This is a genomic window from Streptomyces sp. SudanB52_2052, from assembly GCF_964272415.1.
GTDB classification, from domain to species: domain Bacteria; phylum Actinomycetota; class Actinomycetes; order Streptomycetales; family Streptomycetaceae; genus Streptomyces; species Streptomyces olindensis.
In genome coordinates this window covers 499,870-516,867 of record NZ_OZ186796.1, presented here as the reverse complement: position 1 = coordinate 516,867, position 16,998 = coordinate 499,870, and the positions used below count along the sequence as shown (strand labels likewise).

Genomic DNA, 16,998 nt, shown 5'->3' with positions numbered 1-16,998 from the left:
GTCAGTCCTCGGCGACCAGAATCACCTCCAGCGTGCGCGGGCCGTGCACCCCCTCGACTCGGTCCAGCTCGATGTCGCTGGTCGCCGACGGCCCGGAGATCCAGGTCAACGGGCGCGCCGGGTCGAGCCGTTCGAGGCCCTGCGGCACGGACGACACGACCTGGCCGGGGACGCGGACGACGCAGACGTGATGGTCCGGGACGAGGGTGATCCGGCGCCGCCCCTGGTCGGGCGAGCCGTCCAGCACGATCGTCCCGGTCTCCGCGATCGCGACCGCACAGGCCGTCACGACACTGTCCACCCGGTCGAGTTCGTGCGGCGTGCTCCCGGCCCGGTCGGCCACCCGCGTCACGCCGGTCGCCGCCAGCCAGCCCTCGTCCAGCCCGGGCGGCACCAGCACCGAGGCCGACCCGCGCTTCTCCAGCAGCCCGGCGATCAGCCCGGGGAGCCCGGCACTGTCGGTGCGGTGCACGATCGCCCGGTAGTCCGCGAGGTTCTCGGCGAGCAGCTCCACCGTCTCCGCGACCGTCCGCCGCCCGTGCTCGCGCAGGTAGTCCCGCGCGATCGGCGCCTCGTCGGCCGGCGTGTCCGCGAGCGCGCGCCGCACCCGCCCCAGGATCCGCTCCCTGCTGTTCACTTCGCCCCGTCCTTTCCGCCGCGCGTGCGCTGCCACCAGTCCCGGAACGGCTCGGCGGGCACCGGCGGCAGTTCCCGGGTCCCGCTCCACGCCTTGCCCGGGCCCGGCAGGGTACGGGGATGGAAGCGACGGGTCCGGGCGGCGGCGCGCTGGCCGGTGCGCAGCGCGCCCGGGTGCGTGAACGCCCAGCGGGCCGCGCGCATCGCCGCCCGTTCGGCGGCATGGCCCTTCGCGGGACGCAGGACCACCTTGTTGCCCTCCCGGGTGACCTCACCGCCCTCCACGACCCGTTCCCGCAGGTGCACCAGCACCTCGGGGATGTCGATGGCGACCGGGCAGACCTCGTAGCACGCCCCGCACAGCGAGGACGCGTACGGGAGCGAGGCGTCGATCTCGCTGCCCGTGCCCCGCAGTTGGGGGCTGAGGATCGCGCCGATCGGGCCGGGGTAGACCGAGCCGTAGGCGTGGCCGCCGGCCCGCTCGTACACCGGGCACACGTTCAGGCACGCCGAGCAGCGGATGCAGCGCAGCGCCTGCCGGCCGACCTCGTCGGCGAGGGTGTCGGTGCGGCCGTTGTCCAGCAGCACCAGGTGGAAGGTGCTCGGCCCGTCGCCGTCGGTCGTGCCGGTCCAGGTCGAGGTGTACGGGTTCATGCGCTCGGCCGTCGAGGAGCGGGGGAGGGTCTGGAGGAAGACCTCCAGGTCCTGCCAGGTCGGCACGATCTTCTCGATGCCGACGACGGAGATCAGCGTCTCGGGCAGGGTCAGGCACATCCGCCCGTTGCCCTCGGACTCCACGACCACGAGCGTGCCCGTCTCGGCGACCATGAAGTTGGCGCCGGAGATGCCGACCTTGGCGCGCAGGAACTTCTCCCGCAGGTGCAGCCGGGCCGCCTCGGCGAGCTCCGCGGGCGTGTCGGTGAGGCCCTCGGGAGCGGGGCGGCCCCACTCGCTCATCTCCCGGACGAAGATGTCGCGGATCTCGCCCCGGTTGCGGTGGATGGCCGGCACGAGGATGTGCGAGGGGCGGTCCTTGCCCAACTGCACGATCAGCTCGGCGAGATCGGTCTCGTAGGCGTGGATGCCCGCGGCCTGAAGCGCCTCGTTGAGCCCGATCTCCTGCGTGGCCATCGACTTGACCTTGACGACCTCCGACTCGCCGGTCATCTTCACGAGCCGGGTGACGATCTCGTTGGCCTCGGCCGCGTCGGCGGCCCAGTGCACGATGCCGCCCGCGGCCGTGACCGACTCCTCCAACTGCTCCAGGTACCGGTCCAGATGGCGCAGCGTGTGGTCCTTGATCCGCTTGCCGGCCTCGCGCAGCTCGGCCCAGTCGGACACCTCCGTCACGGCCTTGGCCCGCTTGGCGCGAATGGTGTGCGTGGCGTGCCGCAGATTGCCGCGCAGGGTCTCGTTGCCGACGGCCTCCCGCGCGGCCTCGGGAAACGCCGGCATCCCGACGAACGTTCCGCTCATACGGCCGGTTCCTCCTTGGTGCTCGCCAGGATCTCCGCGATGTGCACCGGCCGCATGCCGGTCCGCAGCCGGGCCATCGTGCCGCCGATGTGCATCAGACAGGAGTTGTCGGCCGCGCACAGCACCTCCGCGCCCGTCGACTCGGCGTTGCGCACCTTGTCCGCGCCCATCGCCGCCGAGACGTCGGAGTTCTTCAGCGCGAAGGTGCCGCCGAACCCGCAGCACTCGTCGGCCCCCGGCAGCTCCACCAGCTCCAGCCCCTCGACCGCCCGGAGCAGCCGCCGCGGCCGGTCGCCCAGCCCCAGCCCGCGCAGCCCGTGGCAGGTCGGATGGTAGGTCACCGTGTGCGGGTAGTACGCCCCGACGTCCGTCACGCCCAGCACGTCCACCAGGAACTCCGTGAGCTCGTACGTCTTCGGCACCACCGGCGCCAACGTGGCCGCGAGCGTCTCCCCGCGGCCCTCGGCCCGGGCCCGCTCGCCCATCCGGGGATACAGCTCCCGCACCATCGCCCCGCACGAGCCGGACGGCGTCACGATCGCCTCGTACTCGCCGAAGACATCGGAGAAATGCCGGGCGAGCGGCTCGGCCTCATGGCGGTATCCGGTGTTGTAGTGCGCCTGCCCGCAGCAGGTCTGCGCCATCGGGAAGTCGACCTCGACGCCCAGTCTGGTCAGCAGTTTCACCACAGCGCGCCCGGTGTCCGGATACAGCGTGTCGTTGACGCAGGTCAGGAACAGGGCGACACGCATCGCGGCTCCTTGTGGTTGATCATCGGATGAGTGCAGCGTAGTCCGGGCACGCGGCCGGGGGGAGACCCCGTCAGTCCCCGGCGAGCCGGGCCTGTGCGGCGCGCCACCGCTCGGTGCCGCCCCGCGGTTCGTACCGCGTGAGCGGCTGGGTCCGCACGAGCAGGTCCCGCATGCCCGCGAGGTCCCCGACGAGTCCGTGCGCCCGTGCCTGCACGAGCACGTTCCCGAGGGCGGCCGCCTCGGTCGGTCCGGCCACCACCGGCAGTCCGCAGGCGTCGGCGGTCAGCTGGCACAGCAGCGCGTTGCGCGTGCCGCCGCCCACCACGTGCACGACGTCGACCGTCTGCCCGGCGAGCCGCTGCGCGTCCTGGACGGCCTTGCGGTGCGCGAGGGCGAGGGAGTCGAGGATGCAGCGCGTCACCTCGGCCGGCGACTGCGGCACCGGCTGCCCCGAGGCCCGGCAGGCCTCGGCGATCCGCTCGGGCATGCGCCCCGGCGCGAGGAACGCCGCGTCGCCCGCGTCGACCACGGACCGCAGCGCCTCCACCTTGGACGCCTCCAGCAGCAGCCCGCCCAGGTCCGGGTCGCCCCAGGCCCGCACGCACTCCTGGAGCAGCCACAGCCCCATGATGTTGCGCAGGTAGCGGACCGTGCCGTCGAGCCCCAGCTCGTTGGTGAAGTTGGCCGCCCGGCTCTCCTCGGTCAGCACCGGCGCGTCCAGCTCCAGTCCGGCCAGCGACCAGGTGCCGGTGCAGATGTACGCGAACCGCTCGCCCGTCGCGGGGACGGCCGCGACCGCCGACGCGGTGTCGTGCGACCCGACGGCCGTCACCGGCACGGGACCGGCCAGTCCGGTCTCCTCCAGCACCTCGGGCCGCAGCACCCCCGCCGGATCACCGGGCCGCCGCAGCGGCGGGAACAGCTCGAGGTCGATCCCGAGCCGCTCCGCGACGCCGTGGGCCCAGTCCCGGGTGCGCGGGTCGATGAGCTGGGTGGTCGAGGCGTTGGTCAGCTCGGTGCCCTGCTCGCCGGTGAGCCAGTACGTCAGCAGGTCCGGCATCAGCAACAGCCGCTTCGCCTGCGCGAGCTGGGCCGTGGAACGGGCCGCCGTCAGTTGGTACAGGGTGTTGAAGGGCGCGTACTGCAACCCGGTCGCGGCGTACAGCTCCTGGGCGGGCACGGTCGCCCACACCTTCTCCGCGACGCCCTCGGTCCGCGCGTCCCGGTAGTGTACGGGGTTGCCGAGCAGCGCCCCGTCCGCGTCGAGCAGCCCGTAGTCCACGGCCCAGCTGTCGATGCCGACGGAGTCGACCTGCCCGGCCGCTCTGAGCCCCTCCAAGACTCCGGCGTACAGGGCGAGGACGTCCCACCGCAGCCCCTCCGGAACCCGCACGGGCCGGTTGGGGAAGCGGTGCGCCTCGGCGAGCTCCAGGCTGTCCGGGCCGACGCGGCCGACCATGACGCGCCCGCTGGACGCGCCGAGGTCGACCGCGGCGTACGCCTTCACGTCCGCGCTCATCGCAGGAAGGCGGCCGCGACGCCGGCGTCGACGGGGATGTGCAGACCGGTCGTGTGGGTGAGGTCCCCGCCGGTCAGCGCGAACACGGCGTTGGCCACGTGCTCGGGGAGCACCTCGCGCTTGAGGATGGTCCGCTGGGCGTAGAACTCTCCCAGCTTCTCCTCCTCGACCCCGTACACCGCGGCCCGCTTGGCGCCCCACCCGCCGGCGAAGATCCCCGACCCGCGCACGACGCCGTCGGGGTTGATGCCGTTGACGCGAATCCCGTGCTCACCGAGCTCGGCGGCGAGCAGCCGCACCTGGTGGGCCTGGTCGGCCTTGGTGGCCGAGTAGGCGATGTTGTTGGGCCCGGCGAACACGGCGTTCTTCGAAGCGATGTAGACGATGTCGCCGCCGAGGCCCTGGGCGATCATCACCCGGGCCGCCTCCCGCGACACGAGGAAGGAGCCGCGCGCCATGATGTCGTGCTGGAGGTCCCAGTCCTTCGTGGAGGTCTCCAGCAGCGGCTTGGAGATCGAGATGCCCGCGTTGTTGACGACGAGGTCGACACCGCCGAAGGCCAGCACGGCCGCCCGGAACGCCTCGGCGATCTGCTCCTCCGACGTCACGTCCACGGTCACGGCGACGGCCTTGTCGGGGCCGCCCAGCTCCTCGGCGACCGCCTCGGCGTTCTCCGTGTTGAGGTCGGCGACGACCACGCACGCCCCCTCGGCCACGAGCCGGTGGGCGATGGCCTTGCCGATCCCGCTGCCGGCACCGGTCACCAGCGCGACCCGCGTGGCGAGCGCCTTGGGCTTCGGCATCCGCTGGAGCTTGGCTTCCTCCAGCGCCCAGTACTCGATCCGGAACTTCTCGGACTCCTCGATCGGCGCGTACGTGGACACCGCCTCCGCCCCGCGCATCACGTTGATGGCGTTGACGTAGAACTCGCCCGCGACCCGGGCGGTCTGCTTGTCCTTGCCGAACGAGAACATGCCGATCCCCGGGATCAGCACGATCGCCGGGTCCGCGCCGCGCATGGCGGGGGAGTCGGGCTCGGCGTGCCGCCGGTAGTAGGCGGCGTACTCCTCGCGGTACTCGGCGTGCAGCTCCTTCAGCCGGGCGATGGCCTCGTCGAGCGGGGCGGTCGGCGGCAGGTCGAGCACCAGCGGCCGCACCTTGGTCCGCAGGAAGTGGTCCGGGCAGGAGGTGCCGAGAGCGGCGAGCCGCGGGTGCTCGGCGCTCGCGAGGAAGTCGAGCACGACCTCGGAGTCGTTGAAATGCCCCACCTGGGGCCGGTCCTGCGAGGCGAGGGCCCGCACGTACGGCGCGAGGGCGGCGGCCCGCTCCCGGCGCTCGGTGGCGCCCAGGGCCGCGTACCCCTCGATCACCGGCCCGAAGGGCTCGGCCTTTCCGCGCTCGGCGAGGAACTTCTCCGCGGTCCGGATGATGTGCAGCGAGTTCCGCTCGCACTCCTCGGAGGTGTCACCCCAGGCCGTGATGCCGTGCCCGCCGAGGACGCAGCCGATCGCCTGCGGGTTGGCCTTCTTCACGGCGGCGATGTCCAGCCCGAGCTGGAATCCGGGCCGCCGCCACGGCACCCACACCACGCTGTCCCCGAAGCACTCGGCGGTCAGCTTCTCCCCGTCGGCGGCACAGGCGAGCGCGATCCCGGAGTCCGGGTGCAGATGATCGACGTGAGCGGCCTCGACCAGCCCGTGCATGGCGGTGTCGATGGACGGCGCGGCCCCGCCCTTGCCGTGCAGGCAGTAGTCGAACGCGGCGACCATCTCGTCCTCGCGCTCCACCCCCGGGTACACGTCGACGAGCGCCCGCATCCGGTCCAGCCGCAACACGGCCAGCCCCGCCTCGGTCAGCGTCCCGAGATCACCACCGGACCCCTTGACCCACATCAGCTCGACGTCCCCGCCGGTGACGGGATCGGTCTCGGTGCCCTTGGCGGAGGCGTTGCCGCCCGCGTAGTTGGTGTTCCGGGGGTCGGCCCCGAGACGGTGCGACCGTGCCAGCAGAGCGGCGGCTTCGGGATGGGTTGCCATGAACAGTTCCTTTTCAAGAGAGAGCGGGTGGGGTGCCTTCTTTTCAGGGGCGCGGGGAACTGCGCGATCAACCACAGACAACCCGCACCCCGCAGATCACGGAACTCGGCAGACGCTCACGCACCCCACCCCGCCTGCTGCCCACCGACCCGCTCGGCCACGATCTTCTCGGCCCACCCGGACCGCCGATACGCAGCCAGGGGCTCGGGGTCCAACCCCATCTCCTCCCGCACCTCCCGCAGCAATGGCCGCACATCCGTGTTGTACGCGTCCATCAACACGGCGTTCGCCTCCAGCACATCACCACCGCGCTGCGCCGAGCTCAACGCGTCACCGTCGACCAGCAGCGCCTTCGCCGTGGCCTCCTGCACGTTCATCACGGACCGGATGATCGCCGGGATCTTCGCCTCGATGTTGTGGCACTGGTCGAGCATGAACGCGACCTCGGGCGAGAACCCGCCGCCCCGCACCACCTCGTACATGATCCGGAACAGCTGGAACGGATCGGCGGCGCCCACCATGAGGTCGTCGTCCGCGTAGAACCGGGAGTTGAAGTCGAACCCGCCGAGCTTGCCCTCCCGCAGCAGCGTCGCCACGATGAACTCGATGTTGGTCCCGGGCGCGTGGTGCCCCGTGTCGACGACGACCTGCGCCTTCGGCCCGAGCTTCAGGCAGTGGGCGTAGGCGGTGCCCCAGTCCGGCACGTCCGTCGTGTAGAACGCCGGCTCGAAGAACTTGTACTCCAGCAGCATCCGCTGCCCGTCCCCGAGCCGCTCGTAGACCTCGGCCAGCCCCTCGGCCAGCCGGTCCTGCCGCCCTCGGATGTCGTCCTGCCCGGGATAGTTCGTCCCGTCGGCGAACCACAGCTTCAGGTCCGTGGACCCGGTCGCGTCCATGATGTCGACGCACTCCAGCAGATGGTCCACGGCCTTCCTGCGCACCGCGGCGTCCGGGTGGCAGATGCTGCCGAGCTTGTAGTCGTCGTCCTGGAAGGTGTTGGAGTTGATCGCCCCGAGCTTCACCCCGCGGTCCTCGGCGTGCTTCGCCAGCGCCGCGTAGTCGTCGACCTTGTCCCACGGAATGTGCAGCGCGACCGTCGGGGCGACCCCGGTGAACTCGTGCACCTTCGCGGCGTCGTCCAGCTTCTCCTGCGGTGTGCGCGGCACGCCTTGCTGTGCGAACACCTTGAACCGCGTGCCGGAGTTCCCGTACGCCCACGACGGCGTCTCGACGGCCTGTGTCTTGAGAGCGGCCTTCGCCGCGGCGAGCTCGGTCACGTCAGAACTCCTGAGACATCGGGTCGCAACGGCCACGCGCGACGACCACCGAATGAAACGATTCAGGACGCGAAGTTATGGGCCCCCCGGAGGGGTGTCAACCCCTCCGGCCGAGGCGATTTCCCGTGACCAGCGTGTGACCTTCTGGCTTCGAAACTTTTTCGACCGGAACCCATTGACGTGACATGCGCGACCCGCCTAACGTCCCGGCAACCCAGTTGAAACCTTTCACGACGCCCAGGACGCCGAGAGGCGGTCCCGTCGGCGTCGTCGAGGAGCCCCCATGACCCACCCGTCCACCACGGGTCCGGCCCCGGTTCTGGCACTGAAGGACGTCTCGAAGTCCTTCGGGGCGGTCCGCGCCCTGCGGGACGTCTCCCTGGAGCTGTTCCCCGGGGAGGTGCATGCCCTGGCCGGTGAGAACGGTGCCGGCAAGTCCACCCTCATCAAGACGCTCGCCGGAGTGCACCGGCCGGACGCCGGCCAGGTGCTGCTCGACGGCGCGCCCGTGACCTTCCACGGCCCCGGCGACGCCCGCGACGCCGGCATCGCCGTGATCTACCAGGAGCCCACGCTCTTCCCCGACCTGTCGATCGCCGAGAACATCTACATGGGCCGCCAGCCGCGCCGTGCCCTCGGCCGGATCGACCACAAGGCCACGCACAACGCGACCGCCGCGCTGATGAAGCGCCTCGGCGTCGAACTCGACCCCGACCGCCCCGCGCGCGGCCTGTCCATCGCCGACCAGCAGATCGTCGAGATCGCCAAGGCCCTCTCCTTCGACGCCCGCGTCCTGATCATGGACGAGCCGACCGCCGCCCTCACCGGCAGCGAGGTCGCCCGCCTCTTCGGCGTCGTACGCACCCTGCGCGAACAGGGCGCCGCCGTGCTGTTCATCTCCCACCGGCTGGAGGAGATCTTCGAGATCTGCCGGCGGGTCACCACCCTGCGCGACGGCGCCTGGATCGCCAGCGAGCCCCTGGAGGGCATGACCGAGGACGACCTCGTGCGTCGCATGGTCGGCCGCGACCTCGACGAGCTGTACCCCAAACAGGAGGTCGAGCCGGGCGAGGTCGCCCTGAGCGTGCGCCGGCTGACCCGCGAGGGCGTCTTCACCGACGTCTCCTTCGACGTCCGGCACGGCGAGATCGTCGGTCTCGCGGGCCTGGTCGGCGCCGGGCGCACGGAGGTCGCCCGGGCCGTCTTCGGCATCGACCGCTGGGACGCCGGAGAGGTGACCGTGCACGGCAAGGCCCTGGTCAACGGCGCCCCCTCCACCGCCATGGCCGCCGGACTCGCCCTGGTCCCCGAGGACCGCCGCGCCCAAGGCCTGGTGATGGACATGTCCATCGAGCGCAACATCGGTCTCACCGGGCTGCGCACGACCGTGAAGGCCGGGCTCATGGACCGCGGCGCCGAGCGCAGCCGCTCCCTGGACTGGGCCGTCAGGCTCCAGGTGAAGTACGCCCGCATCGCCGACACGGTGAACACGCTCTCCGGCGGCAACCAGCAGAAGGTCGTGCTCGCCAAGTGGCTCGCCACCGGCCCCAAGGTGCTGATCGTCGACGAGCCGACCCGCGGCATCGACGTCGGCACCAAGGCCGAGGTGCACCGGCTGTTGTCCCAGCTGGCCGCCGACGGCGTGGCCGTCCTGATGATCTCCTCCGACCTGCCCGAGATCCTCGGCATGGCCGACCGCGTGCTGGTGATGCACGAGGGCCGGCTCACCGCCGAGATCCCGCGCTCCGACGCCACCGAGGAAACCGTGATGGCCGCAGCCACCGGGAGGGCCGCCGCATGACGGTCGTGACCCCGCAAGAGGCCCCCGTGGCCGACGTGCCCAAGTCGAGCGGCACGCGCCTGGTCGACCGCGTCTTCAAGATGCGCGAACTCGCCATCCTGGTCGTCTTCCTGGTGATGATCGGCATCACCCAGGCCGGCAACAGCGAGTTCCTGTCCGAGCAGGGCATCAAGGACCTGTTGCTGAACGCGACGATCCTGGTCCTGGTCGCCACCGGCCAGTCCCTCGTCGTCATCACCCGCAACGTCGACCTGTCCGTCGGCTCCACGCTCGGCATCAGCGCCTTCGCCGCCGGCACCTACCTCCAGGGCGGCGGAAACCCGGTCGTCGCGATCGCCCTGGCGGTGCTGCTCGGCATCGGCTTCGGACTGCTCAACGGCCTGCTCGTCAGCCTCGGCCAGGTGCCCGCGCTCGTCGTCACCCTCGGCACGCTGTACATCATCCGCGGCATCGACTCCATCTGGGTCGGCTCCCGGCAGATCACCGCGGCCGACCTGCCCGGCGGGTTCGTCGACTTCGGCTCCGGCGGCATCTCGGCCGTGCCGTACCTGGCGCTGATCGCCCTGGCCGTCCTCGTCGCCACCGCCTACTACCTCAAGCACTTCGGCAGCGGCCGCGAGCTCTACGCCCTCGGCTCCAACCCGGAGGCGGCACGGCTCGCCGGCATCCCCGTCCGCAAGCGGATCCTCGCCGCGTACACCTTCTGCGGCGCCCTCGCCGGACTCGCCGGCGCGATGTACCTCGCCCGGTTCGGCAACGTCGACTCCGGCACCGGCAACGGCTACGAACTGACCGTCGTCAGCGCGGTCGTGGTCGGCGGCGTCGTCTTCACCGGCGGCTCCGGCAGCGTCTACGGCGCGGCCCTCGGCGCGCTGCTGCTGACGTCCATCAACAGCGTGCTGCCCGCCCTCGGCGTCAGCTCCGTCTGGGTGCTCGCCATCAACGGCATCCTGCTCATCCTCGCCATCGCGGTCGACCGGATCGTCGCGCTGCGCGTGGCCTCCGCCCTGAAGAAGAGGAACGCCCGCCATGGCTGACATCTCCCTGAGCCGAGCGGTCCGCCGGTCCGCCTTGAAAAGGTGGGATTCCGCCGTCGGCGCCCTCCTCATCGTCGTCCTGCTGTTCTCCTTCGGCTTCGTCGACGGGTTCGGCAACGCCCTCAACCTGTCGTTCCTGATCGGCAACACCCTGCCCATCGCGCTGATCGCGCTGCCGATGACCCTGCTGGTCGTCTCCGGCGAGATCGACCTGTCGGTGGCGTCCACGGCCGGTCTGTCCGGTGCCGTGATGGGCGCCCTGTGGAACCAGGGCATGGCCATCGAGACGATCATCCCGATCTGCCTGCTGCTGGGCGTGGTCTGCGGCTTGATCAACGGCCTGCTGGTGACCAAGCTGGGACTGCCGTCGCTGGCCGTCACCATCGGCACCCTGGCCGCCTACCGGGGCATCGCGCAGATCGTGCTCGGCTCGGACGCGGTGACCGACTTCCCGACGCAGTACCTGGACTTCGCGGCCGGGCGCATCGGCGACACGTTCATCCCGTACGCCTTCCTGCCGTTCCTCGTCCTGCTCGCCATCGCCGTCGTCGCGCTGCACGCCACGCCGTTCGGCCGCTCGCTGTTCGCGATCGGGGCGAGCGAGGAGGCGGCCCGCTTCGCCGGGATCCGGGTCAAGCGGCAGAAGCTGATCCTGTTCACCCTGACCGGTCTGATGGCCTCCCTGACCGGCATCTTCTGGGCGCTGCACTACGCCAGCGCCCGCTACGACAACGCCACGGGTCTGGAACTCTCCGTCGTGGCGGCCGTGTTGCTCGGCGGTATCGACTTCGACGGCGGCAAGGGCACGCTGGGCGGCGCGATCGCCGGCGTGTTCCTCCTCGGGGCGCTGCAGAACGTGATGAGCCTCCAGGACGTCTCCGCGCAGTCGCAGATCGTCGTCACCGGCGTCCTGCTCGTTCTGTCCGTGCTCGGCCCCCGGGTCGTACGGCAGATCTCCACAGCGAGGGCGGGCCGCAGAGCCGCCTCGACTCCCACCTCATAACCCAGCCCTTCCTCGTAAAGGACCACAGCCATGCGCAAGACCACGCTCCGCCGCAGCTGCGCGGCGCTCGCCACCGCCACCTCCCTCGCCCTGGCGCTCACCGCCTGCGGCGGCGGCACCACCAAGAAGGACGTCGCGAACGAAGGCGGCTCCGCGGCCACCGCCGGCAAGGCCGACCCGAACGCCGAGCTGAAGAAGGGGCTGACCGTCGGGTTCCTGCCCAAGCAGGTCAACAACCCGTACTTCACCTCCGCCGACAAGGGCGGCGAGAAGGCCCTGACCGAGCTGGGCTCCAAGTACAAGGAGGTCGGTCCGTCCAGCGCGACCGACACCGCCGGGCAGGTCTCCTACGTCAACACGCTCACCCAGCAGCAGGTCGACGCGATGGCCGTGTCCGCGCAGGACCCGGGCGCCCTGTGCACCGCGCTCAAGCAGGCCATGAAGAACGGCATCAAGGTCGTCACCTACGACTCCGACACCACCGCCGACTGCCGCAACGCCTTCGTCTCGCAGGCCTCCGCCGAGGACCTGGGCCGCACCGAGGTGCAGCTGCTCGCCAAGCAGATCGACTACAAGGGCGAGATCGCGATCCTGTCCGCCGCGCAGACCGCGACGAACCAGAACACCTGGATCGACTTCATGAAGGACGAGCTGAAGAAGCCCGAGTACAAGAACATGAAGCTGGTGAAGGTCGCGTACGGCAACGACGACGCCCAGCAGTCCTTCCAGCAGACCCAGGGCCTGCTCCAGGAGTACCCGAACCTGAAGGGGATCATCTCCCCGACCACGGTCGGCATCAAGGCCGCCGCCCAGTACCTGTCGGGCTCCAAGTACAAGGGCAAGGTCAAGCTGACCGGCCTCGGCACCCCCAACGACATGCGCAAGTACGTCAAGAACGGCACCGTCGAGGCGTTCGAGCTGTGGGACCCGGCGAAGCTCGGCGAGCTGGCCGCCCGTACCGCCGTCGCGCTGGCCTCCGGCCAGATCACCGGCAAGGAGGGCGAGACCTTCAAGGCCGGCTCCATGGGCGAGTACACCATCGGCAAGGACGGCGTGATCAGCCTCGGCAAGCCGACCGTGTTCGACGCCAAGAACATCGACCAGTTCAACTTCTGATCGACTGCTGATCGATTTCTGATCAAAGAAAGGGCTGTTGATGCAGCGCGTGTGCTTCCTGCTGAAGGTCCGGGCGGATCGCCTCGACGAGTACCGCGAGCGGCACGCCGCCGTGTGGCCCGAGATGCTCCAGGCGCTGAAGGAGACCGGCTGGCACAACTACTCGCTCTTCCTGCGCGAGGACGGACTGCTCGTCGGCTACCTGGAGACCGAGGACTTCGCCGCGGCCCAGGCCGGCATGGAAGCCACCGATGTCAACGCCCGCTGGCAGGCGGAGATGGCGCCGTTCTTCGAGTCGCTGGACGGCGCCCGGCCCGACGAGGCCATGAAACCCCTCACCGAAGTGTTCCACCTCGCATGACGATGGAGTCCACGAGATGCACAGACGTACGTTGCTGGCCGCCGCCCTCGCGGGAGCGGTGGTGAGCCCCGCCCTGGCCTCCGGCACGGCGCGGGCCGCCGACCCCGGCCCCTCCGTCACCCGGACCGGCACCACCACTCTCGACAGCCAGGCCCTGTTCTTCGTGTCCTACGACGGTCTGGTCAACAACAACTCGTTCCAGAAGAACGGCCTGCTGACCTACAAGGGCTACCAGTACGCCGTCTGGTACACCGCCGACCGCAACGCCGTCGTCGGCCGCCGTGTCCTCGGCGGGAGCACCTGGTCGACCGTGAAGGTCGGCCACACCCTGCGCTACAACGACTCCCACAACGTCATCTCCATGGGCGTCTCCAAGGTCGACGGCCGACTGCACCTCAACATGGACTCCCACAGCGACGGCTTCACCTACGTCAAGTCGGTCGCCGGGCTGATGGACAACCCCGCCGGGCTCAGCTGGACCGCGAGCCGCTTCGGCGCCCCCCAGTCCACGCTGGACGGCCTCGCGCTGACCTCGCAGTTCACCTACCCCCAGTTCATCTCCACGCCGGAGGGCAGGCTTCAGCTCAGCTACCGCGTCGCCGTCTCCGGCAACGGCCGCAACGCCCTCGCCGAGTACGACGGCACCCGGTGGACCAACCTGGGGGAGTGGTCCAGCTCCACCGGCACCTACACCAGCGAGCACGGCTCCTCCACCGCCCGCAACATGTACCTGCACGGCATCGACTACGACCGGGGCGGCCGGCTGCACTCCTTCTTCACCTGGCGCGAGCAGAACGGCGCCGTGATGTGCAGCAGCGGCGGCATCACCAACCACGACACCGGTTACGTCTACTCCGACGACCGCGGCCGCACCTGGCGCAACAACGCGGGCACCGTCGTCGGCACCACCGGCGGCTCCGACAAGGTGTCCGTGAACGACGCCGGCCTGGTCGTCGACCCGCTCAACCCGGACCACTCCCTGATGAACCAGGAGAGCCAGTTCACCGACTCCGCGGGCCGGCCGCACGCGATCATCTCCTACGTGCCCGGCCGCTTCGGGCAGTGCACCACCAACTACGTCTCCGACCGGACCAGGAACGGCCGCGCCTTCCACGTCCGCCGCAACGCCTCCGGCACCTGGCAGAAGACCGAGATACCGGTCCCGCTCAACTCCAGCCAGCGCACCAAGCTGATCCTGGACACGTACGACAACGCCTACGCGATCTTCCCCTTCGGCCGGATCGCCGGCGCCTCGGCGGCCTCCGGGTACACCGACTGGAGGGTCCTGTTCGACGGCAGCGGCCTCAACGCCTTCGGCGAGGTCGTCATCGACGAGACGCGTGTCGCGCAGGACGGGGTGCTCTCCTTCATGTACCAGGAGAAGTCCAGCGGTACGACGCCCTCGGCGCTGCACGTCGTCGACTTCCGCCTGCCCGCCTGACCGCGACCGGTTACCGGGGCGGCGTGCCGGTAATGTGAAGCCGCCCCGGCCGCCGCCCCCCTCGTCCTCCTGGAGGTCCCTGCCCGATGGCCCAGTCGGTGGGTATCAAGGACGTCGCCCGTGCCGCCGGAGTCTCCGTCGGCACGGTGTCGAACGTGATCAACCGCCCGGACACGGTCGCCACCGAGACCCGGGCCCGCGTGCTGTCCGCGATAGACCGGCTCGGCTACGTCCGCAGCGAGTCCGCGCGCCAGCTGCGCGCCGGCCGCAGCCGCATCATGGGGCTGCTCGTCCTCGACATGGGCAACCCCTTCTTCGTCGACGTGGCGCGCGGCGCCGAACGCGCCGCCCGGCAGGCCGGGCTCGGCGTGATGGTCTGCAACAGCGCCCAGAACCCGGGCGAGGAGGCCGAGTACCTGTCGCTCTTCGCCGAGCAGCGCGTACGCGGCGTGCTGCTCACCCCGGCCGACGCGACCGGCCGCAACATCGAGGCGTTCCGCCGGCACGGCATCCCGTTCGTCCTGGTCGACCGGGTCGCCGAGGGCACCACCGAGTGCTCCGTCTCCGTCGACGACGTCGCGGGCGGCGCCCTCGCCGTACGCCACCTCGTCGATGCCGGGCACCGCTCCCTCGCCTACGTCAGCGGCCCGCCCGGCCTCAACCAGGTCCGCGACCGCCGCACCGGCGCCCTGGAAGCCCTCGCCGAGGCCGGGCTCGGCCCCGACGCCCTGCGCGAGCTGCCCACCGAACGGCTGGACGTCGCCGCCGGCCGCGACGCCGGGGCCCGCCTCCTCGGCCTCGCCGACCGGCCCACCGCCGTGTTCTGCGCCAACGACCTGCTCGCCCTCGGCGTGCTCCAGGCCATGTACGCGGCCGGTGTGCGCGTCCCCGACGACCTCGCCATCGTCGGCTACGACGACATCGAGTTCGCGGCCGCCGCGGCCGTCCCGCTCACCTCGGTACGGCAGCCCGCCGTCACCATGGGCGCCATGGCCGCCGACCTGCTCCTGGAGGAGACGGAGGAGGAGGGCACGGCGCGCCCGCACGAGCACCGGCGGGTCGTCCTCCAGCCGGAACTGGTGGTCCGCCGCTCCAGCCTGGCCGCCCGCTGACCCTGAATCACCGTTCAGCAGGACTTCATGATCCGAAGGGCCTCCGCCCGGACGTTCCCTGTGATGGACTGGGACGCGGTCCGAACATCCGTCCGTCCCGGGAGCCCTGTTGACGCTCAGCTACCGCCAGCCCGGAGTCGTCCTCACCGACCGCCGCTTCACCGTCCCCCTCGACCACGACCGCCCCGAGGGCGAGACGATCGAGCTGTACGCCCGTGAGGTCGTCGCGACCGACAAGGCGGACCAGGACCTGCCGTGGCTGCTCTACCTCCAGGGCGGGCCCGGCTTCGGCGCGGACCGCTCCGTGGGCCGGCCCGGCTGGCTCGGCAGGGCCCTGAAGGAGTACCGGGTGCTCCTCCTCGACCAGCGCGGCACCGGCCACTCCACGCCCGCCGGCCGCCAGACGCTCCCGCTGCGCGGCGGACCCGCCGACCAGGCCGACTACCTCACGCACTTCCGCGCCGACTCGATCGTCCGCGACTGCGAGGCCATCCGCGCCGAGGTCACCGGCGGCGCGCCCTGGACCGTCCTCGGCCAGAGCTTCGGCGGTTTCTGCGCCACCAGCTACCTCTCCCTCGCCCCCGAGGGCCTGGCCACCGCCGTCATCACCGGCGGGCTGCCCTCCCTGGACGCCCACGCGGACGACGTCTACCGGGCGGCCTTCCCGCGCGTCGAACGCAAGGTCGCCGCCCACTACGCCCGCTACCCGCAGGACGTCGAGCGCGCCCGCCGGATCGCCGACCACCTGCTGACGCACGACGTGGTCCTGCCGAACGGCTACCGTCTCACCGTCGAGGCCTTCCAGTCCCTCGGCATCGTCCTCGGCACCGGCGACGGCACCCACCGCCTCCACTACCTCCTGGAGGAGGCCTTCGTCCGCACCCCGCAGGGCCACACGCTCTCCGACGCCTTCCAGGAGCAGGTGCAGGGCATGCTGTCCTACGCCCGCCACCCGCTGTACGCCCTGATCCACGAGTCGATCTACGGCCAGGACGGCCGGCCCACCGCCTGGTCGGCCGAGCGGGTCCGCGCCGAGTTCCCGCGGTTCGACGCCGCCAAGGCCCTCGCGGGCGACGAACCGCTGCTGTTCACCGGCGAGTCGATCCACCCCTGGATGTTCGAGTGCGACCCGGCGCTGCGCCCCCTGCGCGAGACCGCCGACCTGCTCGCCGCCCGCACCGACTGGACGCCCCTGTACGACCCGGCCCGGCTCGCCGCCAACGAGGTGCCGGTCGTGGCGGCCGTCTACCACGACGACATGTACGTCGACACGGCCCACTCCCTGCGCACCGCCCGCACCGTCCGCGGGCTGCGCACCTGGATCACGGACGAGTTCGAGCACGACGGCATCCGCACCGGCGGCCCCCGGGTCCTCGACCGGCTGTTGGCGCTGGTGCGGGACGAGGCGTGATGCCGCGCCGCACACGGGGT

14 protein-coding genes are annotated in these 16,998 nt (G+C 71.1%); 8 read left to right on the top strand and 6 right to left on the bottom strand.

What is annotated here, in order from left to right:
- Position 1: 1 nt before the first annotated feature.
- The 6 genes from ACSUPV_RS02420 to rhaI all read right to left on the bottom strand — a co-directional run bounded on the left by ACSUPV_RS02420 (position 2) and on the right by rhaI (position 7,696).
- Positions 2 to 637 (bottom strand): LutC/YkgG family protein, encoded by a 636-nt coding sequence (locus tag ACSUPV_RS02420; RefSeq protein WP_359792138.1) that lies wholly within the window; start codon positions 635 to 637, stop codon positions 2 to 4.
- Entirely contained in the window at positions 634 to 2,112 is a 1,479-nt protein-coding gene (locus ACSUPV_RS02415) for a LutB/LldF family L-lactate oxidation iron-sulfur protein (protein ID WP_436946812.1), read from the bottom strand. The genes ACSUPV_RS02420 and ACSUPV_RS02415 overlap by 4 nt, the downstream gene beginning before the upstream one ends.
- Complete coding sequence (locus ACSUPV_RS02410; protein WP_382608718.1) at positions 2,109 to 2,864, bottom strand: (Fe-S)-binding protein; 756 nt, start codon at positions 2,862 to 2,864, stop codon at positions 2,109 to 2,111. The genes ACSUPV_RS02415 and ACSUPV_RS02410 overlap by 4 nt, the downstream gene beginning before the upstream one ends.
- Before the next feature lie 70 nt (positions 2,865 to 2,934).
- Positions 2,935 to 4,383: a rhamnulokinase gene (locus tag ACSUPV_RS02405; RefSeq protein ID WP_436946811.1), complete on the bottom strand. Its 1,449-nt coding sequence runs from the start codon at positions 4,381 to 4,383 to the stop codon at positions 2,935 to 2,937.
- On the bottom strand, positions 4,380 to 6,419 hold the full coding sequence (locus ACSUPV_RS02400; protein WP_031117715.1) for a bifunctional rhamnulose-1-phosphate aldolase/short-chain dehydrogenase: 2,040 nt from the start codon (positions 6,417 to 6,419) through the stop codon (positions 4,380 to 4,382). The genes ACSUPV_RS02405 and ACSUPV_RS02400 overlap by 4 nt, the downstream gene beginning before the upstream one ends.
- Before the next feature lie 116 nt (positions 6,420 to 6,535).
- Positions 6,536 to 7,696, bottom strand: a complete 1,161-nt coding sequence (gene rhaI / locus ACSUPV_RS02395; RefSeq protein ID WP_037764278.1) for an L-rhamnose isomerase — start codon at positions 7,694 to 7,696, stop codon at positions 6,536 to 6,538.
- Positions 7,697 to 7,979: 283 nt separating this feature from the next.
- On the opposite strand from rhaI, the gene ACSUPV_RS02390 reads away from it, so the two are divergent.
- From ACSUPV_RS02390 to ACSUPV_RS02355, 8 genes are all read left to right on the top strand, one after another.
- Positions 7,980 to 9,497: a sugar ABC transporter ATP-binding protein gene (locus ACSUPV_RS02390; RefSeq protein WP_382608709.1), complete on the top strand. Its 1,518-nt coding sequence runs from the start codon at positions 7,980 to 7,982 to the stop codon at positions 9,495 to 9,497.
- Positions 9,494 to 10,534 (top strand): ABC transporter permease, encoded by a 1,041-nt coding sequence (locus ACSUPV_RS02385; protein ID WP_031117719.1) that lies wholly within the window; start codon positions 9,494 to 9,496, stop codon positions 10,532 to 10,534. Before ACSUPV_RS02390 ends, ACSUPV_RS02385 begins: the two co-directional genes overlap by 4 nt.
- A complete protein-coding gene (locus ACSUPV_RS02380; protein WP_037764271.1) occupies positions 10,527 to 11,537 on the top strand; it encodes an ABC transporter permease in 1,011 nt (336 codons plus the stop codon). The genes ACSUPV_RS02385 and ACSUPV_RS02380 overlap by 8 nt, the downstream gene beginning before the upstream one ends.
- Positions 11,538 to 11,567: 30 nt before the next feature.
- On the top strand, positions 11,568 to 12,653 hold the full coding sequence (rhaS, locus tag ACSUPV_RS02375) for a rhamnose ABC transporter substrate-binding protein (protein WP_031117721.1): 1,086 nt from the start codon (positions 11,568 to 11,570) through the stop codon (positions 12,651 to 12,653).
- 40 nt (positions 12,654 to 12,693) lie between these two features.
- Positions 12,694 to 13,014, top strand: a complete 321-nt coding sequence (locus tag ACSUPV_RS02370) for an L-rhamnose mutarotase (protein ID WP_031117722.1) — start codon at positions 12,694 to 12,696, stop codon at positions 13,012 to 13,014.
- A gap of 16 nt (positions 13,015 to 13,030) precedes the next feature.
- Positions 13,031 to 14,455, top strand: a complete 1,425-nt coding sequence (locus ACSUPV_RS02365; RefSeq protein WP_031117723.1) for a BNR repeat-containing protein — start codon at positions 13,031 to 13,033, stop codon at positions 14,453 to 14,455.
- Positions 14,456 to 14,541: 86 nt separating this feature from the next.
- Complete coding sequence (locus ACSUPV_RS02360; protein ID WP_037764268.1) at positions 14,542 to 15,567, top strand: LacI family DNA-binding transcriptional regulator; 1,026 nt, start codon at positions 14,542 to 14,544, stop codon at positions 15,565 to 15,567.
- 109 nt (positions 15,568 to 15,676) lie between these two features.
- Complete coding sequence (locus tag ACSUPV_RS02355) at positions 15,677 to 16,978, top strand: alpha/beta fold hydrolase (RefSeq protein WP_359792151.1); 1,302 nt, start codon at positions 15,677 to 15,679, stop codon at positions 16,976 to 16,978.
- Positions 16,979 to 16,998 lie beyond the last annotated feature (20 nt).